General features: G+C 56.5%; 17 protein-coding genes and 1 tRNA gene. 6 read left to right on the forward strand and 12 right to left on the reverse strand.

The window, feature by feature from the left end:
• Positions 1-8 precede the first annotated feature (8 nt).
• Genes Poly41_RS17200 through cobA form a run of 5 tightly spaced genes read right to left on the reverse strand, consistent with a single transcriptional unit; the run spans position 9 to position 4,301 of the window.
• Positions 9-1,196 (reverse strand): molybdopterin molybdotransferase MoeA, encoded by a 1,188-nt coding sequence (locus Poly41_RS17200; protein ID WP_146527970.1) that lies wholly within the window; start codon positions 1,194-1,196, stop codon positions 9-11.
• Positions 1,193-1,789, reverse strand: a complete 597-nt coding sequence (gene mobA / locus Poly41_RS17205; protein WP_146527971.1) for a molybdenum cofactor guanylyltransferase — start codon at positions 1,787-1,789, stop codon at positions 1,193-1,195. Before mobA ends, Poly41_RS17200 begins: the two co-directional genes overlap by 4 nt.
• Positions 1,782-2,099 (reverse strand): carboxymuconolactone decarboxylase family protein, encoded by a 318-nt coding sequence (locus Poly41_RS17210; protein WP_197231405.1) that lies wholly within the window; start codon positions 2,097-2,099, stop codon positions 1,782-1,784. Before Poly41_RS17210 ends, mobA begins: the two co-directional genes overlap by 8 nt.
• Positions 2,100-2,150: 51 nt before the next feature.
• Entirely contained in the window at positions 2,151-2,741 is a 591-nt protein-coding gene (locus Poly41_RS17215) for a thioredoxin family protein (RefSeq protein ID WP_231615727.1), read from the reverse strand.
• Between the two features lie 48 nt (positions 2,742-2,789).
• Positions 2,790-4,301 (reverse strand): uroporphyrinogen-III C-methyltransferase, encoded by a 1,512-nt coding sequence (gene cobA / locus Poly41_RS17220; protein WP_231615728.1) that lies wholly within the window; start codon positions 4,299-4,301, stop codon positions 2,790-2,792.
• 149 nt (positions 4,302-4,450) lie between these two features.
• On the opposite strand from cobA, the gene rpsT reads away from it, so the two are divergent.
• Positions 4,451-4,723: a 30S ribosomal protein S20 gene (rpsT, locus tag Poly41_RS17225; RefSeq protein ID WP_146527973.1), complete on the forward strand. Its 273-nt coding sequence runs from the start codon at positions 4,451-4,453 to the stop codon at positions 4,721-4,723.
• Between the two features lie 423 nt (positions 4,724-5,146).
• Here the strand turns inward: rpsT and Poly41_RS17230 are convergent, their stop codons facing one another.
• Complete coding sequence (locus tag Poly41_RS17230; RefSeq protein ID WP_146527974.1) at positions 5,147-6,406, reverse strand: LL-diaminopimelate aminotransferase; 1,260 nt, start codon at positions 6,404-6,406, stop codon at positions 5,147-5,149.
• 66 nt (positions 6,407-6,472) lie between these two features.
• A complete protein-coding gene (locus Poly41_RS17235) occupies positions 6,473-7,135 on the reverse strand; it encodes a hypothetical protein (protein WP_146527975.1) in 663 nt (220 codons plus the stop codon).
• A gap of 101 nt (positions 7,136-7,236) precedes the next feature.
• On the opposite strand from Poly41_RS17235, the gene Poly41_RS17240 reads away from it, so the two are divergent.
• Positions 7,237-7,965 carry a sensor histidine kinase gene (locus tag Poly41_RS17240; protein ID WP_146527976.1) on the forward strand — a complete coding sequence of 243 codons (729 nt, stop codon included), beginning with the start codon at positions 7,237-7,239 and terminating at the stop codon, positions 7,963-7,965.
• Positions 7,966-8,008: 43 nt separating this feature from the next.
• Here Poly41_RS17240 and Poly41_RS17245 read toward each other — a convergent pair whose 3' ends face one another.
• Positions 8,009-9,052 carry an NAD(P)-dependent alcohol dehydrogenase gene (locus Poly41_RS17245; RefSeq protein ID WP_231615729.1) on the reverse strand — a complete coding sequence of 348 codons (1,044 nt, stop codon included), beginning with the start codon at positions 9,050-9,052 and terminating at the stop codon, positions 8,009-8,011.
• Between the two features lie 307 nt (positions 9,053-9,359).
• Complete coding sequence (locus Poly41_RS17250; RefSeq protein WP_146527977.1) at positions 9,360-10,523, reverse strand: transposase; 1,164 nt, start codon at positions 10,521-10,523, stop codon at positions 9,360-9,362.
• Positions 10,524-10,898: 375 nt separating this feature from the next.
• Here Poly41_RS17250 and Poly41_RS17255 point away from each other — a divergent pair, with 375 nt between their 5' ends.
• The 3 genes from Poly41_RS17255 to Poly41_RS17265 all read left to right on the forward strand — a co-directional run bounded on the left by Poly41_RS17255 (position 10,899) and on the right by Poly41_RS17265 (position 13,540).
• Positions 10,899-11,345, forward strand: a complete 447-nt coding sequence (locus Poly41_RS17255; protein ID WP_146527978.1) for a zinc-ribbon domain-containing protein — start codon at positions 10,899-10,901, stop codon at positions 11,343-11,345.
• A 100-nt stretch (positions 11,346-11,445) separates the two neighbouring features.
• Positions 11,446-11,529: transfer RNA gene (locus tag Poly41_RS17260), tRNA-Leu, on the forward strand.
• Positions 11,530-12,055: 526 nt separating this feature from the next.
• Positions 12,056-13,540, forward strand: coding sequence for an L-serine ammonia-lyase, iron-sulfur-dependent, subunit alpha (locus Poly41_RS17265; protein ID WP_231615730.1), 1,485 nt, complete (start codon positions 12,056-12,058; stop codon positions 13,538-13,540).
• A 125-nt stretch (positions 13,541-13,665) separates the two neighbouring features.
• Here the strand turns inward: Poly41_RS17265 and Poly41_RS17270 are convergent, their stop codons facing one another.
• Positions 13,666-15,015: a glycosyltransferase family 39 protein gene (locus tag Poly41_RS17270; protein WP_146527979.1), complete on the reverse strand. Its 1,350-nt coding sequence runs from the start codon at positions 15,013-15,015 to the stop codon at positions 13,666-13,668.
• Positions 15,016-15,106: 91 nt separating this feature from the next.
• Here Poly41_RS17270 and Poly41_RS17275 point away from each other — a divergent pair, with 91 nt between their 5' ends.
• Positions 15,107-17,428, forward strand: coding sequence for an efflux RND transporter permease subunit (locus tag Poly41_RS17275; protein ID WP_146527980.1), 2,322 nt, complete (start codon positions 15,107-15,109; stop codon positions 17,426-17,428).
• 16 nt (positions 17,429-17,444) lie between these two features.
• On the opposite strand, the gene Poly41_RS17280 is transcribed toward Poly41_RS17275, so the two are convergent.
• Positions 17,445-18,914 (reverse strand): DUF1501 domain-containing protein, encoded by a 1,470-nt coding sequence (locus Poly41_RS17280; RefSeq protein ID WP_146527981.1) that lies wholly within the window; start codon positions 18,912-18,914, stop codon positions 17,445-17,447.
• A gap of 11 nt (positions 18,915-18,925) precedes the next feature.
• Complete coding sequence (locus tag Poly41_RS17285; RefSeq protein WP_146527982.1) at positions 18,926-24,055, reverse strand: DUF1549 domain-containing protein; 5,130 nt, start codon at positions 24,053-24,055, stop codon at positions 18,926-18,928.
• Positions 24,056-24,153 lie beyond the last annotated feature (98 nt).

Below are 24,153 nucleotides of genomic sequence, written 5' to 3' on the forward strand. Positions count from 1 at the left end.
GGTCAAGGTCACCAGGCGTAATAGGGCCAGGGGCCTTGCCCTGCTTCGCCTGAAGGGACTTCGATGAACCCATCGCTTTGGCCGAGTGAAACTAGGTCTCCTGAACCTTGGCTTTGCACCGGTTCCGCGACACCCTGGCCGACAAGCTTGACAAGCCGCATCCAATGGAGCGGCAACGTTTTTCGGCCCGCATTTTGAAGCCGAACCACGGGGCGTGGTGGATTCCAATCCGTCTGACCACTCATTTTTGCCAGCAACGGCATCCCAAATCGCATCGCACCGATGGTCGCGCTAACGGGATTGCCGGGCAAACCGAGCAGTAGCTTCCCTTCATCCGTTGCGGCCCCGAGGATGGGTTTCCCCGGCCGGATCGGAAGCCCATGGAACACGATCTTGCCACCGTTCTCGGCAATCACCTCTGGCACATAATCGTAATCCCCTTTGGATACGCCTCCCGTGACCCAGATTGCGTCGGAAGTCTTCATGCATTGGGCAACCGTTTCCGCGAGCGCATCGCGGTGATCTCGGCAATGTTCCACGGCAATCACTTCGATCCATGGATGAGCCGACACCAATGACGTCAACGAAACGGCATTGCTGTTTCGTAACTGCCACGGCTCGGGTGGAACCGATTGGAACCGTCCGACTTCGTCACCGGTCGTGAGAATGGCAAGTCGAACGGGCGCAAACCAATCGGCTTGGTACGCACCAAAGTTCGCCATCACCGCAGCTTTTGCTGCGTCGAGTTTCACCCCGCCGCGCAACACGACACTCCCTGTGGACGCGTTCTCGCCGGCTCGACGGATGTTTTCCCCCGATCGCGTCTGCAGCGCCGAAGCACGGAACTGAATTTCATGTTCGGTCTCTTCGATGTCTTCGCGTTTGACCACCGCCTCGCATGCATCAGGGACGATGGCACCTGTAAAAATGCGGACAACGCCGCCTTCCGTCATTCGGGGCGGAGGCGATCCAGGAACACTTTCTCCCGTCACGGGCACAGGATCACGGTCGAGGTCGCTCAGTCGAATTGCATACCCGTCCATTGCAGAAACGTCCGCCGCTGGACTTGGGCGATCGGCCACGATGTCCGATCCAAGGATTCGACCTGTGACCGGTTCGGCATTGCTTTGCTTCGCCATGACGTTCAACCGGGCGGCAAGTTCACCGACGGCGGTTTCGGGGGCTGTGTCGTTCATCGCTTTGGCAGAGTGTCCTCGAGGTCGGTGGGCGTATTGACGTTCTTGCATGCGGTCTGTTGAAGCGGCACCGCTTGATACGGTTGCGTGCGGATCCAGCGGAACAGGCTTCGCTGATCGCTGTGAGCGAGTTGATGGAGTTCGTTTTGCAATCGAGTGGGGTAAATCGCAACCAACGGCTGGATGGAGTTGTGGTTTTCAGTGGTCGCGCACACGATCATCTCTGGGAACTGGTCCCAACGGTGCAGCAACCCCCGGAGATGCTCTGCGGTCAAGTCAGGCATGTCCACAGGCGTGACGAAGCATCCTTCTTGTTGCTGCTGGGCGGCCAGGTCGACCGCAGCAGCGATCCCCGTGACGGGACCTCGATAGGCGACGGGATCGGGCAGAATCGAGCAACCGGTCGACGCATCCGTACCTTCCGACTCCGCCGCCGAACCCGAAATGCAAACCTGACCGCAAACTTCTCGCATCCGCCCGACCGCATGTTGCAGAAACGTCATTCCGCTCGGATGGAGCAACTTCGCTTTGTCGGTGCCCATCCGCGACGATCGACCTCCGACCAGTACGATGCCTAGCAATCGGCTATTCATTGTCTTGCTTGCGCAGCACGTCTTCGACCCACGACCGGGCTCGCATCATCGTCGGAAACCCAATCGTTGGCGCGGCGACCATCGCAACATGTCTCAGCTCGGCGGGTGTGCACCCCGCCTCGAGCGCTTTGCGAGTGTGAGAATGTGCCGCTCCCTCCAGTCCCGCGCCGATTGAGATGGCAAGCTTGACGAGCGAAACCTCCTTGGCGGAGAGCGGACCTACGCTTCGCGCGGCTTCGCCAAACGACTCGTACGCCTGCATGTATTCGGGGAAATCTTGATGCATCTGTCGATAGGGTTTCGGAATCATCAAATATCTCTGGTAGGTGGATTCTGGCGGCTGGATTCTTTCCGAGCAAAGCTAACGTGAACGCCGTCGACGCTCGCGTTCGAAGCGGATTCCGCATCCAACAGGGACGGTTTCCGAAATCTCAGGCCTTTCCATTTTTAAAAGCGACTCGATCACCGAACGAACATAGTGCTTGGTGACCTTCTTGCCATCAGGGCTGTCGTCCAACGAGCCCATGTAGACAATCTTTCGATCCTTGTCCAAGACAAAAAATTGAGGCGTGTGGATGGCACCGTAGTCTTTCGCAATCTGCTGGGACTCATCAAACAAATACGAAAACGGAAACTCCTTTTTTGCCGCCCGCTGTTTCATGGCCGGCATCCGATCTTCTTCGTTGGTGTTCACGTTGATCGCGACGACCACGACACCTTTTGATTCATACTCTTGCTGCAGTGCGATCACACGGTCCTCTGCATCGACCGCGTAGGGACAACTATTGCAGGTGAAGACGACAACAACGACATCGCGATCCTGTAAATCAGCAAGTGAATGCGGTTTGTCATCCGTCCCGATTAAGTTTTTCCACTCGGGCGCGGTGTCTCCAACGTCAACGACTGTGTTGTAGTCGGCTGCAGCAAGCTCCGCCGCTTCCATCGTTATCATGAGTAGAAAGCACAGGCAAAGACATGCTTGAGAGGTTCTCAATGTCATCTATTTTCCTTCTTCTGTTTCGAGAATTTTCTGCACAAGCGATTGCATCGTGTAGGGGTTCGCCTCGGCGTCGACGGTGTAGCCAAGGGATCGCAACGTTTCCGAAGTCACAGGGCTCAGGCTGGCAACACGCGAATGCTTTATCGATGCACCGAACATGCGATGCAGATTCTCAGCCGTTGCACTGCTCGTCACGGTGATCCAATCGATTTTTCCATCGGAGGCGAGCTCAAGGATTTTCGCGTCCGCGGAAACCACGTCCGTGTGCTGGTATGCGGTCACCTCGCTGACTTCAGCCCCGGCCGCGCTTAGCGATCTTGCCAGCACGTCTCGGCCACGACTGGCGCGAACCAGTAGGACTCGTTTTCCGCTGACTTGGTCCGAGAGGGCTTCGGCAAGCGATTCGGCGCGGAAGTCCTTGGGAATCCAATCGGCACGCAAGTGAAAATCTTGGAGTGCTTCCGCCGTTTTTTGCCCGACGCAAGCGATTTGACACGTTGCGAACACGCGCGTGTCGAGATCGAGAGCAAGAACCCGATTCAAGAAAAAACGGATGCCGTTACGGCTACTAAAAACCACAAAGTCCTGTTCGTGCAACTGGCGGATCGCCGCATCCACCGCGGCCCAGTCGGTCGGAGGTCCGATGGCGATCGCGGGTTGAACCAGGACGGTTGCACCGAGGTCCCGCAGCAGCCCCACCAACGGATCGACTTGATCCGATGGGCGCGTGACCAGAACGCTTCGCCCCAGCATCGGTCGCGGTGCGATCCAACTGCGTGTTTCGGCAAGCTCCGCGACAGGCCCGAGAATGACAATCACCGGCGGTCGGATTTTGCTCGCGGGCGTCAAACGATCCGCCACCTCGTCAAGTCGGCAGTGAAACGTTTGTTGGTCCGGAAGACTACAGCGTCGCACGATCGCTGCGGGAGTGCCGGGCGATTTACCTGCATCGATCAACGATCGGGTCCAGTGTCCGGCGGTGGTGACCCCCATGTAGATGACGAGCGTTCCCGGAAAACGGGCCAAGGCGTCCCAGTCGAGCGCCGATTCCGCCTTCCCCGGCTCCTCGTGGCCAGTGACCAGGGCAACGGCCGATGCCAGTTTTCGGTGTGTGATGGGGATTCCTGCATACGATCCCGCAGCGAGTGCCGCGGTAATTCCCGGGACGATTTCGTACCGAATGCCCGCATCGACCAACGCATCGACCTCCTCGGTCGTTCGCGCAAAAACCGCTGGGTCCCCTCCCTTCAGCCTGGCGACGGTGCGTCCCGCCATGGCATGAGTGATCATTGCATTGGCGATTTCGTCTTGTCGCCAAATTCTTTGCTGGCCATGCTTTCCGACGCAAATATGCTGGGCCGAAGGGGCCTGATGCAACAATTCGACATTGCTCAATCCGTCATACAGCACGACGTCGCTGCGACCGAGCAACTCGGCACCGCGCAGCGTCAATAACCCGGGGTCACCGGGGCCTGCGCCAATCAAGTACACCATTCCACTCATCGGGTCCATTTTCACCTTTTTCGGTGACTCTGGACAGATGGCGGCCAGCTTGGCATACTATCGAAACCGATCCATTTCTTATGTGTCCATCCGGGTGCCGCCGATACCCCAATTAGAGGGTTGTTCGGGAGCGTCCGCCGAGAGAACCAGAACCAAAGATGCCAAATACCCAAAGTTCAAAGAAACGACTCCGCCAAAACGGCAAGTTGCGATTGCGCAACCGAGCGACCAAGAGCAACATGCGTTCGACCATCCGCAGCGTACGCGAAGCTGCCAAGGAAGGTGACGCGGAAAAAGCTCAGACGGCGTTTCGGATTGCTGTAAAGAAGCTTGATCAAGCTGCCAGTAAGAACGTGATCCACAAGAACGCTGCTGCACGAACCAAGAGCCGCTTGAGCAAGTTGGTAAAGGAAGCAGGCGCCAAGGCGTAGAACGCCGCCCCTTTCTCAAGAAATCCCCGCTCCAGAAATCCCACGAGCCCTCGTTGGAGTCCAGGCGTTAGCCTGCTTACGAGGGCTTGTTTTGCGTTTGCTAGGCTGGATGATTCGTTGGATTGGTAGGCTTTAGCCGATTGCGTACTGGATCCTTGCTGAATCGGCTCAAGCCTACGACTCCAACGTGCGCAGTCTTTTTTTGACTCAATCGGTGTAAGCTGATTGCATACAAAGCGTTGCGGGGAATAGGTTTGGGACGGATGAATCATCCGGCGTAGGCCTGGGCTGGCTTGCGTGGTGCCGAATCGTTCAAGGGTACAGTCGCCAACGGAATGGCGTGATCAGACCGGCGGTTTGCGTACGTTTCTTGGGGGGTGCGGAACGGTTGGGAAGTGTGGAGCGAAAAGCGGGCTGCTTTCTCTACCACACCAGCCCCGCGTCGCCGAGACGATTCTTGGTTTCTTGCATCAAGGCATCTTCGTCCGCTTCGGTGTCGGCGACATAGGTCACACTGAATCGCAAAAAGGATCCAGCATCATCCCAAGGTACCGTGACGATTCCAAACTGCTCGATCAAGTGGCGAGTGGCATCCTCGGCTTTCGCGAACGAGGCTCCCGACTTCGTGCCGCTCGGTGATTGGGCGTACAAGAAGTACGTACCACCCGGCAATTGGCATTCAAAGCCACATTCGTTGAGTGTAGCGACCAGTTTTTCGAGCCGACGACGATATTTGGCATTGATCCGATCGGGAATCGCGTCGTTGTCAAGTGCCGCTGCCGCCGCTTTCTGAGTGGCCATGAATTGTCCGCTGTCGCTGTTGTCTTTCACATCGGCAAATGCAGACACAATTCGCTCGTGCCCACACACGAATCCCATTCGCCATCCGATCATGTCGTAGCCTTTGCTCATCGAGTGGACTTCGACGCCGACATCCATAGCCCCGGGTGTTTGCAGAAAGCTGAGTGGTTTGCCATCGAACGTCAACAACATGTGTGCCGCATCCTGGACCACCACGAACTGCTTTTCCTTGGCCAACGCGACCACTTTTTCGTAAAAGGCCTGCGTCGCCGTGGCTCCGGTTGGCGAATTGGGGTAGTTGAGCACCAGCATCTTCGTGCGCCGATAAATGTCCTCGGGGACCGCGTCCATGTCGGGCAGGAACTTGTTTTCAGCAAGCAGGGGAAGCCGAAAAACCTCACCTCCGTAGTACCGGGTATGCGTCCCTGCGACGGGGTAACCGGGGACCGTCATCAACGTCACATCACCAGGATTGATGAAGCAAGCCGGCAACATCGCATAGGCCGGCTTGCTGCCGATCGAATGGTTAATCTGGGTAGCCGGGTCCAAGGTGACGCCGAACCGACGCTGCATGAATCGAGCTGCCGCCTGCTTGTACTCCATAATCCCGTTGTCCGCGTAGCCACGGTTTTCGGGCTTGTTGACCTCTTCGTTCATCACCTTGCGAACGGAGGGATCGGCCATGCAATCGTTTTCGCCGATCCCAAAGTCCAGCAATTTGCGATCGGGATGCTCTGCCATTGCTTTGCGTTTGGCTCGCTTGATCTTTTCGAATTTGTAGATTTCGTTGTCCTTGCCGTAATTCGCCCCGCCGATGCGATCGGCGAACAAGGATTGGAAATAGGGGTCAGTGTTGGTCGTTTCCGAAGCAGCAGTGGACATGTGAATCGATGAGGCGTTGTGAAAGAAAACGGGCAGGCGAAGCAATCTCGATAGGATTGTGAGTCGTTAGGTTAATTCTGATGGCGGGGAATCAACAGGGGGCAGAAATGGCGACGCAGAATTGCCCGGTGACAGCGGATGCAACGTCGACTCGATGTGTTCGTCACTGGCTTGCTGGTCCAATGCGATTTGGCAGCGGCGAGCGAATCGGTGCAGGAGCAGCGGTACCGAAATCGCTGCAAACACCGCCGGAAGCAGCGCGAACAATAAGGACTCTGATTCTCCTGCAAGCAAGCCAGGAACCGCCAAGCAAGCAAACCCCGACAAGCCACCGGCACAGCTGCCGAACAGTCGAATGGACCGAGGCGTCCAGGGTCCACCGCTGGGAGCACGCCAGACGCTGATCCAAGCGCATGCGGGCACGACTGGCAGGGCAGCAAACGCGGCAAACAACGCCCCAAACACAAAAGCTAACCCGGCCCCCATGAACATCGAGGCGAAGAACTCGGGGATTTCCGAGCCACTTAGCATGAATAGGACGCTCAGCAAGGAAAAACCGACCACCGTGACGCCAAACAAACCGCCTGAAACCATCACCATCACGATTGTGTTGAAAACGACCGAACACGTCGTCACCAACCGCGGTACCGTAGGCAGCGATTCGATCACCGTCGTGCTGCTATCCAAGACGGTCGGAGCATATGGATTGACGTTCGTTTCTGGTTCCATCGATTATCCCGTGCCAAGATCGCAACCGAGAGGTTATTGTAAGGGAAATTCACTGATGGATTTCAGCCCGCCCGCGATTCTTTCCTCTGACCCTGACTTTCATGCCAACCTCGCAACACACCGCCGACGTCGATTCGATGCGTGCTCAATACGAAGAACTGGCCGAGCTAGCCGGGTCGTTGGCTCACGAGATCAAGAATCCGCTGTCGGTTATCCATATGAATATTGATCTGCTAAGCGAAGATTTGACTGAAATTGAATCGCCCATTAGACGTCGATCGCTCGATCGGGTCGATATCGTCCGCCAACAATGCGAGCGAATGGAGTCGCTGCTGCGTGACTTCCTGCGATACGCTCGACTTCGCGACATCGATTTGGTCCCCGGCAACTTGAACGATCAGATCGAAACGGTGCTGCGAGCTTACCAGGCGCAAGCCGACATGGACGACATTGATATCGAAAAATACCTTGATCCGGACCTGCCGGCGATCCTGCTGCACAGCGATTCGCTACAAGCGGCGTTGATGAACTTGGTCAAAAATGCGCTCGAAGCGATGGAGCCGGGTGGCCAACTGTGGGCGCGCACCTACACCACTCGCACAGGGGTCGCACTCGATTTGATCGATACGGGCAGTGGCGTCGATGACAATACCGTGCTGCATATGTTTGAGCCGTTTTATACGACCAAGGATGGCGGTTCGGGGCTTGGGCTACCCACCGCACGGAAGATTATCGAAGCACACGGTGGCCGGATCAGCGTTCAAAGCGAATTCGGCCGCGGCACCAAGTTTGTCCTCGAATTTCCGGTGCCCAAGCGGCTTGCTCGATAAGCGATGCTTGGCGAGATGGCGGCGACCTGCTCGTTACTCGACTTCACGGCGCCGGTTCTTGCCCAACCTGGATGACGATCTTCCCGCGATCGACTCCCGTTTCGATCCGACGGTGGGCGTCGGCGGCCTGCTGGAGAGGAAACAGCCGGTCGATAGTGACACTCATTTTCCCCGCTTCGATCAGTTCCACCAACTCACGAAGGTCCTCTCGGCAGGGCCGAGCCAGCATGATCGTCCCTTTTTTTGAGAGGAGTTTGGTTGCGATGCTCATGATCGCCCCCGAAACACTCGGTTCGGTGGAAACGTATCGACCGCCTCGACTCAACACGTTCCGCGATTTCGAGTAACTGCTTTTTCCAGCCACATCGAACACCAGGTCCCATATTTGGTTGGAATCGGTGAACGTTGACTGCTTGTAATCGATGAAGTGGTCCGCTCCGATCGAGCGAACAAAAGATTCATTTGCAGCACTCGAAACGGCGGTCACTTCCGCGCCATAGGCCTTGGCGATTTGGACCGCGAATGCTCCGACGCCACCACTTGCCCCGTTGATCAGGACCTGCGTGCCCGAGCGAATTTTCCCATGATCTCGCAGAGATTGCAGCGCCGTGCTAGCGGCCAACGGTATCGCCGCGGCCTGTTCGAAGGACAACGAATCAGGGATTTTCGAAACGCCGTTGGCCGAGCACCTGGCATAGGAGGCGTAGCCACCGCCGTACTTGTCGCCCAGAAAAGCCATCACGCGATCGCCCGGCATAACACCGCACGTGCTCGGTGCGAAGAGAACCGTTCCTGCCACATCGTAGCCAGGAATTCTGGGGAAGCCGCCCGGTAAGATGTAGCGTGCGTCCCCGCGACGCAATCGATAGTCAATGGGATTCACGCCCGCTGCGACAACCCGAAGGATCAACTCGCCCGGCTTGGGCAGAGGAGTTCTTGTTTCCGTCAATCGCAGCACGTCGGCGCAGCCATATCGGTCGTAGGCAACCGCTCGCATCGTCTTGGGCAGGCAGGAGGGCATTTCCTCAGGCTTTGGCAAAGCAATGCCAGTGTCGTTGGCACCGACCTCAGGGTTTTCAGGTTGCATGCTCCAGGCTCTCGCTCGGCGTCAATGGATTAGACAGGTGGGTTGCGTCAGGCCCATGGTACAGGCATCCTCGCATAGAAAATATCCTAAAAGGTGCCAGCCACTATATTGAGACGCGATGATACCCATTGCGGGTGCGGAGGGCGACCGAAACCGGATTTTCGAACCCGGAATTCCTTCGCCAATGCGTCACGCAATGGTCTCGCAGCGTTCGGGGGCGGGATCATGCCAGGAAATCAGCAGCCAACCGTCTCGGGCGCGCGGCGAAGCCTCTACCCCGGGAATCGCGAAGGCTTCGTAACTATCTCTAGCTGACAAAACAGGCCGATGCCGATTGCTGGCCTCGATACCACCGGTGACCTGTTCGCTCCGCTTCAGCTCGCATCGTGTCAGGTCGCCCCGCACAAGACGATTTGCCGAAGTAACGCTGCCAATGCCAGACCAAATCACGCCACATCGACGCATCAATGCCCACGTCCGACAGCGTCCTGCCAAGGGATGTGGGGATCTTTGCCACGATCCCATCGACACGTTGCTGTGCCGTCCAGCGTAACAGTCGCAAGTAGTCTCGCATCGATAGATTCAAAAAGCCACGATCACTCGCCCGCAGTCCATCCTTATGAACTTCGGCATCCGCTGACAATTTCTCAGGATGCATTGTCAGCGGGGCCAGCCAGCTATCGCGTCGCACACGCCGGCCACTCGGGTTCTGCTTCTTCGCTTTTCGCTTTTTGCGAAGCTCATCCACCGGTGTTTCCCTCATTTCCTTGCCTGCTTGCTCGGTCGGTATCGGAACAAGGTCAAAGGCTGCCGAAGAAATCTCTTTGCCTAGCTCGCCTTCGATTCGGTCGTATGCCGAAGTGTGTGGTGAAGCATCGGGGGTTTCCGTCATCGCAGCCCGAACGGGGTTCAAGTCAACGTACATTGAACAAGCCAACAATCCAGCTTCATCGACGATTCGCTGTGCCTTAAAGCGACCTTCCCAAAAACGCCCCGTGCAATCATCTTGCTTGTTTGCCATCCTCGCGATCGGCTCCGCCAAAGCCCGCATGAACCAAGAAATATCCGATAGTCGTTTGCGTACTTCCGCCAATCGCTCTGCATCCTGAACCAGCATAATGACGTCATTTTCGGTCGGTTCAGCCAAGTGCTCGTCGATCCTACGACCAGGAAAGACCTTGAGCCAGCGGATCGCAACGTCGCGATCACTCCAAGCGGCCACCACATCAGGCCGATTGCGGAGGATTTGGTGCAGGTGATTGCTCATGACCGCGTAGGAGAGCACATCGACGGCAAAGACAGAGGCCAACGCCTCCATTCTTCTGCGTATCCATTCTTTGCGAAACGAGTAGTCCTGGCCAGAAACTAGGTCGACCCCGGCTAGAAACGCCCGTCGGACACATCGTTGCACAACGTGGACAATACAAACATCACCGGGATCAAACTGTTCCAGACGAGTAGGGCGGGGCATGGGTAAGTCTCCTGTAGTCCAAGGAAGTCATCAATCTACCACAACGAAAACCAGCTGTCGAGTTGGTGGGTGGCACCTAATAATGCACCTAATAATGCCTTATACAAACATCACCGGGATCAAACTGTTCCAGACGAGTAGGGCGGGGCATGGGCAAGTCTCCAGTAGTCCAAGGAAGTCATCAATCTACCACAACGAAAACCAGCTGTCGATTTGGTGGGTGGCACCTAATAATGCCTTTCTGCAAGCTTGCGTTTGGGTCGTCGCACGATCTACAATCCATCTTGGTCGTCGATGTGATTGATTCTGCAACGGGTTTGTGGAAATCCACGTGCCGCAGCAATATTCAACGTGCGATCGGCAGAGGAGAATAAGTTGACAAAGCAGATCTCAGGCGAGCGAAAGACCGCATACTATTTTGGCATAGGCCTGACCGTGATAGGTGGCTTGATGTTCTTCTCTGTGTTCGTCACCGCGGCAATGAACTTCGGCGACTTCAGCAACTTTGAGTCCAATGCTCGATCCAGCATGTTTCGCGGTGTTGGTGGAATGGCGCTGCTCATCGTCGGTAACATCATTCGTAGCATTGGCGCGCGAGGATTGGCTGGGTCCGGAGTCGTGCTGAATCCGCAGCAGGCGCGATCCGAACTGGAACCTTATAGTCGTATGGCCGGTGGCATGGTGAAGGACGCGTTGGAGGAGGCCGAGGTTGAACTGGGTGCAGGAAAACCGGAGAGAGTGGTCATGTTAAAATGCCGAGAATGCGGGAAATTGAATGAGGAGGATTCCAAGTTCTGTCAAGAGTGCGGAAAGCCAATTTGAGGAAGGTCCTAGCGAGCGGTCTCGAATCGACCGAACATTCCCAAACTCTAAATAGTCTGTACAATGTCTTGCTTAAGCAAAACGCAGAGTGCGGTAACCAGCCCAGGTGGTGGAATTGGCAGACACAAGGGACTTAAAATCCCTCGACCGTTAGGTTGTGCGGGTTCGAGTCCCGCCCTGGGCATCTGTGGAGAAAGGAGTCGCTGACGGCGATCAGCGCAATGACGGATACGCCCTCCCTGCGGCACATCTCATGATTCTCGAATGAGCGAGGCGTCCACGAAGGCCCTAGGCAGCGTTTTCGGAGTTTTGCCCCTCTGCTCGCGTTCGCAGTGCCCGCCACTTTTCGATCTCTGATAAGGGGTCGATTTTTGTTGTGGCGAGAGCTTCAAGATCCGTCCGTTCCCAGAATCGTGATCCTGTAGAATTGGGATTCGGGGATCGAACACACTGTCCAAAATCGCATAGCAAAGAGACATGAAAATCCGTTCGTTGCGGCTGTCGGCAGGCGTGACCTGTCTTGTCAGTTAGTGCTTGGTCTGTGGCACGTTTTCGGATGAGATATCGGTGGACCTCAAGTCAAAAACCAGCAAGGTTGCTGGGCATGCGGAATCTGTGACGCGACATGGAAAAAACAATCAACGACTGTCCGTCAGATCCGGAAAACGGTGCCGTAGCTGACAAAACCCCATCATGATTGGAATGACCCGATGCCATCGACCCTTCCTGCGAGCATCTTCAACGATGTCCTCGGCCCCATCATGCGGGGCCCGTCCAGTTCACACTCTGCGGCTTCGGTCCGCATTGCTCGATTAGCACGAGACCTCGCCGGAGGCCACGTGGATCATGCGCTGATTGAATTTGACCCCAACGGCTCGCTTGCTACCACGCATGCGAGTCAAGGGTCCGACTTGGGACTTTTTGCTGGGCTGCTTGGCTGGGAAGCGGATGACCCGCGTTTACCGGAGGGGCACAAGGCGCTTGTCGAGCAGGGCGTGGAGGTGGAAATTGTCGTGCGAGCTATCGGCGCGACGCATCCCAACACCTATCGCTTGACCGTCACCAATCGGGAACTGGGCGCCACGCATGTACTCGAAGCCGACTCGTTGGGAGGCGGGATGATCGTGGTCCATCGTATCGACGCGTTGGACGTCGAGCTGTTCGGTGATCAAATCGCGCACGTCTTCGGCGGAGCGGACGGGGCGCTGCGAGTGCAAATTGGGAAGGGGGTCGCGCTGGAACGTCAGGGGAATGAGCTCTGGGAGCGTCGGCTCAACCGGGTGCTTCCGGTCCCAACGCCATCGGGGCTGCGGTTGCCGTTTTCGAGTGTGGCGGCGATGACCGCCCAAGCCGACCCGACACAGCGTCCGTTATCGGCTTGGGCGCTCGAATACGAATGCGCCCGAGGTGGCCTGGATGAGAGCGAGGTACTTTCGCAGATGAGCAAAATTCGCGACGTCATGCGAGGTAGTATCGACGCCGGTCTCAACGGCACCGATTGGGGCGACCGTATTCTGGGCAATCAAAGCGCTGGCTTTCGGTCAGCGTGGGATCAGGGGCAGCTGCTTGACGGCGGGATGCTCAACCGCATGGTGCTTTATGTGACCGCACTGATGGAAGCCAAGTCGGCAATGGAAGTGATTGTCGCCGCCCCAACGGCCGGTTCCTGCGGCCTTTTTGCTGGGACCTGTCTCGCAGCAGCGGACGCCTTGAGCCTCGACGATGGCCCGACGCTGAGGTCGATGCTCTCGGGCGGGTTAATTGGCGTGTTTGTTGCCCTCCGTTCCAGCTTTGCTGCGGAAGTGGGAGGTTGCCAGGCTGAGACGGGGGCGGGGTCGGCGATGGCCGCTGCCACGTTGGTGGAAATGATGGGCGGCAATGCAGCCCAATCCCTTTCGGCAGCCAGTTTGGCGCTGCAAAATGTGCTGGGCTTGGTTTGCGATCCGGTAGCCAACCGAGTCGAAGCGCCATGTCTCGGTCGCAATGTTTCCGGCGCCTCCAATGCCTTGGTCAGTGCCAACATGGCGCTGGCGGGGTACGATGCCTTGATTCCCTTCGACGAAGTTCTCGACGCCCACCGCCAGATCAGCCAATCGATGCCACGTGAACTACGCTGTACGGCACTAGGAGGACTGTCGATCACCCCCACTTCCAAGGCCCTCGAGCAGCGTCTTTGCGGCGGCTGTGACTCGTGAAACGCGAATCCTGTGCACGTTTAAGAACAACACGTACGCGGGAACCGTGGATGAAACGTCTCGCCTTGCCCATCGTATCGGAAACAGGGTGGTTCATCCATTCAGTCAGGTGTGCGAAGCGCCAATCACGGCGTTGGATTGGGTTCACTTCGATGACGAATCAACCCACGAGCAGCGATCACAGCCAAACCGGCCGTCGCAGGTGATCGCATTCGCATGTTGGTCCAATACACCGCATGAACCGCAGACAGCGTAAGGAACAGGGTTAGAATGGCCCACCATCTTGCATCAAAAACTTGGCGCCCGATGCGGCCGAGCCCGACCACAAACGCGATCGACAATACACCGTAGTAGGTGGTCACGGCGACGATGGGAAGCCACGAGCGAGCGGGGGTCGAATGGGGCATCGGGGTCCACAACCGGGCCAGCCGCACCACACATGACCACACAAACATCCTGGGCTGGCGTTTGATCGTTGCCATCGCAGCCTCGTACGCGACTTGGTCCTCTCCGTGCTCCGTCATTGATGAGGGAGTTTTGATCGCGACCGGTCGATCCGCCCAGTCTTGTTGCCAAAACTCGAGGCGATTGGGATCGCCTTCAAACCGGTGATCGTAAGCAGCCAAGAAGGGACTCGCATCCCAAGCTTGTGTGAAAGATCCGTCACGCAAGTATTCGTAAAAGGAGGGGTTATTCGCCAGCAGCAGCGTGTAGCCGCCATGTGTGGTCGCCCAGACCGGATGACCGACCGCTCGGACATTTCGGGCGGTCCAAGCCCCCACCGTTACCGCCACGACCGCGCCCGCAGCGAGGGGCATCAGCATGCGGTGGCGAAAAGATGTGCGAGTAGACCACAAAAGGCAAGGAATCAACAAAACAGCCCAAACCAAAAAGGTGGGCCGACACAGGTAGGCCAGGGCCAGTAAGAGTCCCAGCAGAATGGCCCAGCCAATGCTTGGAAACGGCACCAGCTTGCTGGCCCAGAGCCAAATCACCCCACTCGCAAGCGCCACCGCCAAAGTCTCGGTCATGACCAGGCTCGATTGCTGCAACAAAATGGGGTCCACGGCGACCAATCCTGCGGCCACGATACTGACCAGCCCGATTCGCCCCCCGTCGATCAATGTCTGACTTATCGATAGAGTGCATGCAACCGTAACACTTCCGAGCACAACATGCAGCAGACCAACGAGGCCAAGGTGGAGGCCTTGATCGGTCACGAGCCAGGACAGCACGTAGGGATAAAGCGGTGGCCGAAATGCGGTCGCCTTGGCTGTCGGATTCGCCGCTTCATCGCTGGGCGAGGGTAAACCGAAAACGCCTGTCGTGGATAACGTTTCAGCAATCAGCTTGTAGGCGTCGGGATCTTGACGAAGTTGGTCAGGATTGACCAGCAACGCGGATCCACGGACGATGAGCGTGAATGCGAGCAGCGAAAAAACCGCGGTTCGGTAAGTGCATCGTACGGATCGCAATTTCAGACACGTTAGATTTGTAGAAGTATTGGATTTTGTTTAGACGAACAGGATTAAGGGTAACGTCGTGGCGAACTTGCCGCGAGTGAGCATGATGATCAAACGAGAGGTTTCCAGACCGTTTGTCGCGAGAGTCACGGAGAGGCTGATTCGATCTCGTACGCACTTCGCAATTTTGGGACTGGTGATCGTCGCGATTGCGTTGCCCTTTTCTCGCAATTTGACGCTCGATCGGAGCCTTACCAATCTGTTCGCTGCTGATGATCCCACCTTGCTCGACTATCAGCAGTTGCAGCAATCGTTCGGAGGAAATGCGGTCGCGATGCTCGTCTATCGTGACGCGAATTTGATGTCTCGTGAGGGAATGATCCGAAACCAAGAAATCTCGCAGTCGGTCGAGGGCTTGCCAGGAGTCAATGGGATTTTGTCTCCGTCGACACTGAATGCGGTGGTCGACAAGATCCGGCCTGGGCAGTTCTTCTCGAGATCATCCCTCCAGCCATCGCTTGCACAAAAAAACAATGCGGTCGCGAGAGGCATCGATTTGATCTTTTCAGGCTATACGCATTCTCGCAACCATTCGTTTGCTGCGGTCGTCGCGATGTTGGATCCCCATCATCCGCCGGAGACGATCGCTGGAATGCAGCGTTTGGCCCATTTGTTGGCCAAGCGGTATCCTGGTGAGGTAAGCGATGCTGTGTTGGTCGGAGAACCGGTCTTGATCAACGACGGTTTCGACTTGATTGAACGAGACGGTCGCAAATTGGCCACGGTAACGTTGCTGCTGCTTAGTCTGGTTGTCCTCTTCACATTGCTCGATTTTCGATTTGTGCTGCTGACCGCCGTGGTGGTGGTCTGGTCGGTTGTGGTCGCTGAGGCAACTTCCGTCGCATTTGGTATCCATCGATCGTTGGTCTCTACGATCATGACGGCGATCGTCACCGTCATTTCCGTTGCTGCGGTGCTGCACTTGGGCGTTCGATTTCAAAAAGCACGCGTCAAGGGACGGTCGACCAAGGAAGCGTGCCGTCGATCGTTTGCTCTGCTGCTGGTCCCCATTTTTTGGACGTGCATGACGGATGCGGCTGGGTTTGCCGCTTTAGCGTGGTCACGCATTTTGCCCGTTCGGCAATTTGGAATGATGATCGCAATCGCATCGGTCACTGTTTTCATCGCGATCTTGCTTTTTGCGGCTACCGCGATGATGCTTCCTGATTTGCGGGTTGCGTCGTCCCTCCAGCGAATTCAGAGACGGGCGACCGGATGGACCCGTCGGCAGTGCATTCGTCTGGCTTGCCTGTTTGTTGCTCGCCGCCGAGCGGTGATGGCCGGTGCCGGTGTTGTGATGCTGCTTTGCATCATCGGAACCTGGAACGTAACGCCGGAGACGAGTTTCTTGAACAACTTTCGTTCTAGCAGCCCAATCGTTGTCGCTTATGAACAAGTCGAGAAGGACTTTGGCGGTGCTGGAGTTTGGGATATCGTCTTGCCAGCGCCAAGCGAATGGACGCGAGATTATTTTAAACAAGTCATTGAACTCGAGAACAGGCTGCGACAGATTGACGCGAATGGTGCACAGTTGACTAAGGTGTTGAGTATGGCTGATGCAGATTTGGTCGCCAGTCTCGCACCGTTGTTGCGGATCACGCCACCCTCGGTGCGGCTTTCCGCAATGCGAATTGCGATGTCCCATTTCGTTGACGCGCTGCTGACCGAGGATTCGCAGAGTCCGAAAATGCTGCGAATCATGCTGCGCAGTGAAGAGCAGTTACCGGCCGAGCAAAAAACGGAATTGATCCGTCGCGTTCAACAGATCGTTGCCGAGCACACTTCAACAAAGGCCTGGCAAGAAGCACTGGGTGATGGCCCGAGTACGCCTCCGCGAGTGACCGGATATTACGTCCTGATGTCACGACTGGTTGCTCAATTGGTGGGCGATCAATGGCGATGTCTGTTGGTTGCTGCCGTCCTTGTCTGGCTGCTGCTATGGATGGCAACTCGGTCGCTGCGACTGTCTTTGGCGGCACTCTTACCGAATCTGCTGCCCGCGTTTGTGGTGTTGGCCGCAGCGGGATGGTTTGGCGGCAAGATCAACATGGGGGCAACGATGATCGCAGCGGTATCGATCGGCTTAACGATCGATGGTTCGGTCCATTTGCTGGCTGGGTACCGACGTTTGCGCCAACGCGGCCACACCACCGTTGCCTCGGCGACACATGCTGCTGGGAACGTGGGAGTCCCCATTCTCTTGGCGACGGCCGCGTTGGTGATCGGTTTTAGCGTCTTATCGACAAGTGAGTTTGTGCCGACGGCAACCTTTGGCATCTTGGTCGCCGCGACGTTGCTGCTTGGAACGGTGGTCAACTTGACTTTGTTGCCAGCGTGCATCGTGTGGATTGACAAGAACGAATAAGAAACGGGGCTCTTGCCTACGTCAACAACGCACCGACCGCGTCGGCCTTGACCAATTCACGTGGTTGATTCAAGTGGTTGTAGACGATGGTTGCTGGATCAATTCCAAAGCTGTGGTAGATGGTCGCCAACAATTCAGCCGGATGGACCGGGTCTTCCAGAGGGGCGGACGCGGTCTTGTCGCTCTTGCCGTGCACATAGCCACGTTTTGATCCGGCACCCGCCATGACGGCGGTGTAGCAGTACGGCCAATGGTCGCGACCATCATCGCTATTGTTATTGCCGCTGGTGCTGACCCCGCGCTGAGGGCTGCGGCCAAATTCGCCAACTGCAATCACAAGGGTGTCTTCGAGCAAGCCTCGCGCATCCATGTCGGTGATTAAGGTGGTCAAACCGCTGTCAAGCATAGGAGCCGACTGATCTTTCATCCGCTTGCTCAACCCCGTGTGGTGATCCCAAGAATGGTTGTCGCTATTAGCAACCTTCGGCCAAACCACTTCGACCACACGCGTGCCCGCTTCGACTAATCGGCGAGCCAACAAACAACTCTGCCCAAATGTGTTACGCCCGTAGGCGTCGCGAGTCGCGTCGCTCTCCGCTGAGAGGTCAAATGCATCACGTGCTCGGCCGGAAACGATCAGTGACAACGCTTGGTCGTAGTATTGGTCCAACTCAAATGACTCGACGGCTTTGTTGATCTCTGGCATTTGAGCGTTGAGCAGTTCACGTAACTTTGCTCGGCGTTGTAGCCGAACACTGAACACCTCGGGTCGCAGTCGCAAATCATCGATGAGGATCCGATCCATCTTGTTCATGTCCATGTCATCGCCGGCGGGATAGAGCGTGTAGGGATCATAGGACTTCCCGAGAAAACCCGCGGTACCACCTTTGCCGATCACGTTGGATTCTTGTAACGGTCGAGGCAGCATCACGAATGGCAGCATGGGTTCATCAACTGGTCGCATCTTGACGATATTGCTGCCGAAATTGGGGAAATCCTTTGGCGACGGCGGTTCCAATTGGCCGGAGGGGCTGACCTTGTCCGTCGTATAGCCGGTCATCATCTGATAGATCGCAGCCGTATGGTTGAACAAGCCGTTCGGCGTGTAAGACATCGAGCGAATCATCGTGAAACGGTCGTTGACCTGGCTCAGTTTTGGCAAGTTCTCGGTGAATTGGACGCCAGGGATTTTGGTGCTGATTGGCTTGAAGATGCTTTTCACATTATCGGGGACATTCTGTTTCGGATCCCAAAGATCCAAATGACTTGGGCCGCCTTGCAAGTAAACCAAAATAATGCTCTTCGCTTTCCCCCATCCCGGTCCGCCAAGCGACGTTTCCTCTCCGCGGGTCTGCTGCAACTGCAGCAGCGTCGGCAGTGACAATCCTAACATCCCACAGCCACCGACCCGCAAGAAAGTTCGCCGAGTTGCCCGCAAGTGCGGATCGCAAAGGTCTTTGGCTTTGAAGCCTTTGAAGGACAACATGGTTTCGTTCCTTAGTGGTTAAACAAAAACGCGGGGCTGTTGATGAGTGCCCAAACGAGGTCCTCGGTCGCGGTCAACCGTCGATTGGTCTGTTGCTGCGTGCTTGCCGCAAGATCGCTACGAAGTCGAACGAGCGCCGGGGCATCGGGTGTTTCGACGGACAAGGACTCCCGTCGCGATTTCAGCTTCTGCAACGGCACATCCGGTGGCACCGGCTTGCGAGCCTCGGCGACCACCGTACGAAGCTCTGCCAGCGTCGAATCGGTCGCCCCGGCATAGTCGACCAACACCTTCGTCGCCGCGGCGGTACGGTCTGCCTTTGCGGTGGCCAATACCGCAGCAATGGATTCGCTGTATCCGAGCGGAATGTCCCCCTCCGCCGTGGTTGCTGAGATTCGCAGACGCCCGATTCGGTGCATATCGGCACTGTGGAACTGATGTAGCACCAACGTGAATCGAGTGTCGGCCTCGTTGTGAATCGGCTGTTTCAATTGGAAGGTGGCCCAGTGGTCGATACCAAACGCTGCGGCAACGGCCCATCCTCCATTGCCTCGGGTTTGTCCGTCAATCGCTTGTTCGACGGCGTAACTGTCTTGAGCGAAGTCCGCCTTTGCAGCAGCGATCGCTAGCTTATCGCCGAGGCCTTTTTGTTCTGCGGATGCCCGATAAATTTCGATTTCCGTCAGCACAAAGTTTCCATTCTCGCCGAGTCCTGGCCCCCCTGCCGGTAACTCGGCGGATGCCAACGTTTCAAGACGAAATCCAGTGATGTCCGTTAGACTTGTTTTGAACTCGATCGTGTAAGTTCCCTTTTCGGCTTTGCCGGACACCCGGATCGATCGATCCGGTTGAAACGCGAACACGGTATCATTGGACGCGATCGCTTTGGTTGCCGTAAGCGGATGCCACTCTACCGAAGTTTCGCTGCAGAACCTGCCTTCGATCGATTCCGCGAGTGCGTTTTCTGCTTCCTGCAAAGCCTTTTCGGCCGCAGTCACTCGATGTTTCCTCGCCTCTTCAAGTCGAAGTCGTTCAGGTGCGATCAACTGTTCACGATCCGAGATTTCCTTTGCCGTTGCTGCAAACTTGGCAAGTCGAATCATTTCAAGTTCGGCTTTGTCCCGTTTCCACTCGGACTCTGCCCTTGCGACTTCGTAGGCTAACGCATCGTGGTCGGACATGATTTGATCGCGAATCTGGTCAACCGCTGCCTGCTCTGCAGCGGTTGGAAAACGGCCCAATGCTCGGACAAAGATCTCTTCGACAAGCATTCGATCTTCAGGATGCTGTTTGACTAACTCGGCTAACTCGTTTTGCTGGCCTACGATTGCCGAGGCGACGGTGGGTCCGCTGACCAAGGCCATCACAGGCCCGAGTTGCAGCTCGGAGGACCGTTCGCATTCGCAGGCGCTTTCTCGAACCGGTCGGCCAAGATTTTGCAGGAAGCCGTCTGCCAATTCGATCCCGGAATCGGTCACCGCCGCCGCTCGCGTTCCCTTCGGCATGCCAGGGATTTCGCTCACCGCTCCCGTCACTTGATGCACCGTGTCAAAAATCACTTCGGCAGGCAAACGCCGTGGAATCGCGTGCGAGTAGTTAAGTTGGTCGTCGTCGTTGAGCGGGTTGGTTTCGATGCTCAATTGGTACGTTCGGCTGGTGCAAATCAACCTCAACATTTTCCGAGTGTCGAACCCCGAATTGATGAATTCCCGGGTCAAGAACTCGAGCAATTTGGGATTGCTTGGGGGGTTTCCCGCGCGAATGTCGTCGATCGGCTCGATCAACCCGATTCCCATCAAGTAGCCCCAAAGCCGATTCACGTAGCTGCGAGCAAAGTACGGGTTGTTTGCATCCGTGACCCAGCGAGCCAAGATTTCGCGTCGTGTCCGATCGGTGTCGCGTTCGAAGGGGACCTCAAAAGGGAACTCCGGTGCAACGACTTTTCCTGTCCTGGCATGCGTGACTTCGCCTTGTTGCTTGTCGACCACGATTTCAAACAGCGGTTTCGCACCCTCCACGGCACTTCCGCCCACTTTGCGTTTCCCGGAAGCGGGATCCGTCTTCAGATCAACCTGCGCAAAAAATGCGCTGAGTTCGTAGTATTGGTCCTGAGTCCATCGTTCAAACGGATGGTCATGGCATTTGTTGCAGTTGAATCGAATGCCGAGGAACAGATGGGTGGTGTTCTCCATCGTATCCTCCGCGGTCCGTAGCGTCTTGAAATACGATGCGGGTGGATTGTCATGGTTCGACCCGCTGGCGGTGAGAATCTCGGCTACGAATTGGTCGTAGGGCTGATTGTCGGCAACTCCATCGCGAATCCACTGGCGGAATCTCGTGCTTCCCTCGACGCCGAGGAACTTTCGATTGACCTGCAGCAGGTCCGCCCATTTGTTGGTCCAGTACTCGACAAAATCATCACTGCCGATCAGCTCATCGACCATTCTCGTCCGTTTGTCTTGGCTTGAAGATTCATCCCTTAGAAAGGCACGCACTTTGTCACTGGAGGGCAGCAAACCGGTCAAGTCCAAGTAGACCCGTCGCAAAAACGTCGCATCGTCACACAGTTCACTCGGAACGACTTTGACGCGTTTCCATTTCGCGGCAACGAGTTCGTCGATCGGAGTCCATGTTTCGAGTTGTGGCTCTTTGTACTCGGGGCGCTTGCCCATCACCGTCAACGTGGTTGCTGCATAGGCCCCCTCAAAGCGTGCTAGAATCGGGGCCTCGCCACGGCGGATGGATGTCAATAAGCCCGACCGGTTGGTGGTGGCGACTTCCGTGTTACCGCTTTCGACAAACGACTCTGCCGTGACGTCACGTTTACGACCGTCGCGATAGGTGGCCGTGATCCGAATTTGTTGTCTGGAACCGATCGACATCACGACAGGATTGATGGGGGAGATCTCGATGGAGGCCACTCGTGGTGACTGGAAATCAATCTGGCTGCCGTCCGCGATCCAACGTTTTAGAATCGCGTGATTCGGATCGCCCTGTTTCATCAACACACCGCCTTGGTGTGGAGTCAAGCCGAGCGGTTTACGCAGCATCAACGAATCGTCAGGGGATGCGGCGTCGATGCGTCTTGACGCAAGGTCATCCTTCAAGGCACGCAAATCGAACACGGGATCGTAGCCGCGAAGCGACAATTTGAATCCGTTTTTCCCTTTCTGCGCACCATGACAAGTCCCCTGGTTACAGCCCAACCGACTCAAGACGGGATTGACATCATGGATGTAGTCGACAGCACCCGAATCGTTGCGAGATTCCACTCCCGAAACGGAAACCGACACCGTCTGTGAAAGCGAGCCAAGACGAACACGCAATTCGCCCTCTCCGTTATCGGTTGGCCGAATCAGCCCCGTGGGGGTCATCGCAAGACACGATGGCAATTGTATTTCGCAGTGCCGCGTCACATCGAACGAAGTCGCATCACCGTCGGATGCCATGATGACCAATTGTGAGTAGGCATAGGGTGTGTCGAGGGTGATCGACGCAGGGTAAACCGTAAGCAAGCGAACGGAATCAAGATCGATGGGCGACTCGGAGGTTGCATGATCCGGTCGCTCGGCTTGCGCCTCGGTCCATGCTTTTGCATCAAACCCGTCGCTCGCAACCGCCAGGTTGTTGGCTTTGAAAACCGCCGAGTATTCGCCCGTCAATTTCCCATCTGGGTCGAGTCGACGTACGTTGCCGTCATTCGCAGTGAATAGCAGTGAATTGTCGGGGGCGAAGCGGATCGCATAAACGGCCGCCTTGGAGGTCTTCCAGCGAGCCGTTTCGACAACCGGTTTCGACAGATAGGCCTCGACAGCTTTGTTCTCGTCGGGGCCACGCTCGGAGGTGCGTTTGGCGAGGATCTTCTTCAGTTCGCCGTCGATCATTCCCGTGAAATCGTACTTCCACACACGGACTTCGCTATTTCCATCAAGAGTGGAAGCCGCGGCGAGCCGTGAACCATCGGGGCTGACCGCAACACCAAAAATCCGCCCCGGCATTTCGGGCATGGCGCGGATCAGGTTCGCATCGTCGCCGATCTTTCTTTCCGTTTCGCGGAACACCCGATAAACCTTGGCGATGCCATCCGAACCGCCGACGAGGATCTCGTTCCGCTGAGGATGCACCGCGATGCTATTAAGTCCACCGGAAAGGGCTCCGGGCGTGATCGATGTCACGTTGTCCACGAAGCGTTCCGTCTCGACTTCGGTTAACTTGCACGACATATCGCGAGCGACCGAAACCAAGTGTTGTCCGTCCGGCGTGAAAACGGTGTCGCGAACCCAGTCTTCGTGGGCGCCTTGGAATAGCACTTGAGTTCCCGTTTTCACTTCGATGGCTCGGACCGCGTTGTCCGCAGCCCCAAACGCAAGCATTGAACCATCAGGCGACCAACTGGCACCGCACAGTGCGTCGTAGGTGAACAGTCGCGAGAGCGACAGTTCGCCCGATACAACGTCCCAAATCTGTACTTCACCCTGTACGGCTGGTGTTCCGCCCACGGCTGCTAATCGCTCTCCATCCGGTGAAAAACGAACCGTATTGATGCGAGGACTGATCCCGATCAGCCGAGCCGCAGGTCGCCCCGATTGAGCGTCAAGCAAAACAACTTCATGAAAGCCTGCCACCGCAATCCACTTGCCATCGGGCGAAACATCCACCGACGGCAGCGAAGGGAAACCGATGTAGACCGGGGGATGGGAAGCATCGTAGCTTGAAGTCGATTCGGGCAGCGAATCATTTTTGGCCCCTTCGGCGATCCACCGAGTGATGGTGTCGATTTCCCCATCGGTCAAAGCGGGGAAGGGCGGCTTAGGCATCTCGGCATGCCCGTTGACGGGAACGATTTGCTCAAGCAAATAGCTTTCGTCCGGCGCTCCCGGAACGATCGCGGATTGTCCCGTCTCACCACCGCGCAGCAGCGAATCAAAATCCGACATCACATAGTCGCCAAGCGATTTGGCTCGCTGATGGCAACCCCAACACTTTTCTCGCAAAATCGGTTCCACGTTCACTGCGAAGCTGATGGCTTCGGCAGCGGGTTCGGTCTCGTCTGCGGCATCCGCGATGCCACCCAAAACGAGTACACCACTGCAAAGGAGAGTCACGTAAGCGAGTAGGTGGGGGACCCGGCTTCGGTTCATCGCATCGCTCGTACTAAGGAAGGCTGGTTAGTCTACGCATCGACGAGCCGACAAAGCGAAGGGCATGAAGAAGCGCAAGGAAACAAAGTTGACAGACG

The sequence above is a fragment of the Novipirellula artificiosorum genome, from assembly GCF_007860135.1.
Taxonomy (GTDB): Bacteria; Planctomycetota; Planctomycetia; order Pirellulales; family Pirellulaceae; genus Novipirellula_A; species Novipirellula_A artificiosorum.

What these genes read in the sequence shown, in the direction of transcription:
- Poly41_RS17240 (WP_146527976.1), top strand. Translation starts at nt 7,237, where the DNA reads ATGCCAACCTCGCAACACACCGCCGACGTCGATTCGATGCGTGCTCAA.
- cobA (WP_231615728.1), bottom strand. Translation starts at nt 4,301, where the DNA reads ATGGACCCGATGAGTGGAATGGTGTACTTGATTGGCGCAGGCCCCGGT.
- Poly41_RS17230 (WP_146527974.1), bottom strand. Translation starts at nt 6,406, where the DNA reads ATGTCCACTGCTGCTTCGGAAACGACCAACACTGACCCCTATTTCCAA.
- Poly41_RS17275 (WP_146527980.1), top strand. Translation starts at nt 15,107, where the DNA reads ATGATGATCAAACGAGAGGTTTCCAGACCGTTTGTCGCGAGAGTCACG.
- Poly41_RS17235 (WP_146527975.1), bottom strand. Translation starts at nt 7,135, where the DNA reads ATGGAACCAGAAACGAACGTCAATCCATATGCTCCGACCGTCTTGGAT.
- Poly41_RS17250 (WP_146527977.1), bottom strand. Translation starts at nt 10,523, where the DNA reads ATGCCCCGCCCTACTCGTCTGGAACAGTTTGATCCCGGTGATGTTTGT.
- Poly41_RS17215 (WP_231615727.1), bottom strand. Translation starts at nt 2,741, where the DNA reads ATGATAACGATGGAAGCGGCGGAGCTTGCTGCAGCCGACTACAACACA.
- Poly41_RS17280 (WP_146527981.1), bottom strand. Translation starts at nt 18,914, where the DNA reads ATGTTGTCCTTCAAAGGCTTCAAAGCCAAAGACCTTTGCGATCCGCAC.
- Poly41_RS17265 (WP_231615730.1), top strand. Translation starts at nt 12,056, where the DNA reads ATGCCATCGACCCTTCCTGCGAGCATCTTCAACGATGTCCTCGGCCCC.
- mobA (WP_146527971.1), bottom strand. Translation starts at nt 1,789, where the DNA reads ATGAATAGCCGATTGCTAGGCATCGTACTGGTCGGAGGTCGATCGTCG.
- Poly41_RS17285 (WP_146527982.1), bottom strand. Translation starts at nt 24,055, where the DNA reads ATGAACCGAAGCCGGGTCCCCCACCTACTCGCTTACGTGACTCTCCTT.
- rpsT (WP_146527973.1), top strand. Translation starts at nt 4,451, where the DNA reads ATGCCAAATACCCAAAGTTCAAAGAAACGACTCCGCCAAAACGGCAAG.
- Poly41_RS17210 (WP_197231405.1), bottom strand. Translation starts at nt 2,099, where the DNA reads ATGATTCCGAAACCCTATCGACAGATGCATCAAGATTTCCCCGAATAC.
- Poly41_RS17245 (WP_231615729.1), bottom strand. Translation starts at nt 9,052, where the DNA reads ATGCAACCTGAAAACCCTGAGGTCGGTGCCAACGACACTGGCATTGCT.
- Poly41_RS17200 (WP_146527970.1), bottom strand. Translation starts at nt 1,196, where the DNA reads ATGAACGACACAGCCCCCGAAACCGCCGTCGGTGAACTTGCCGCCCGG.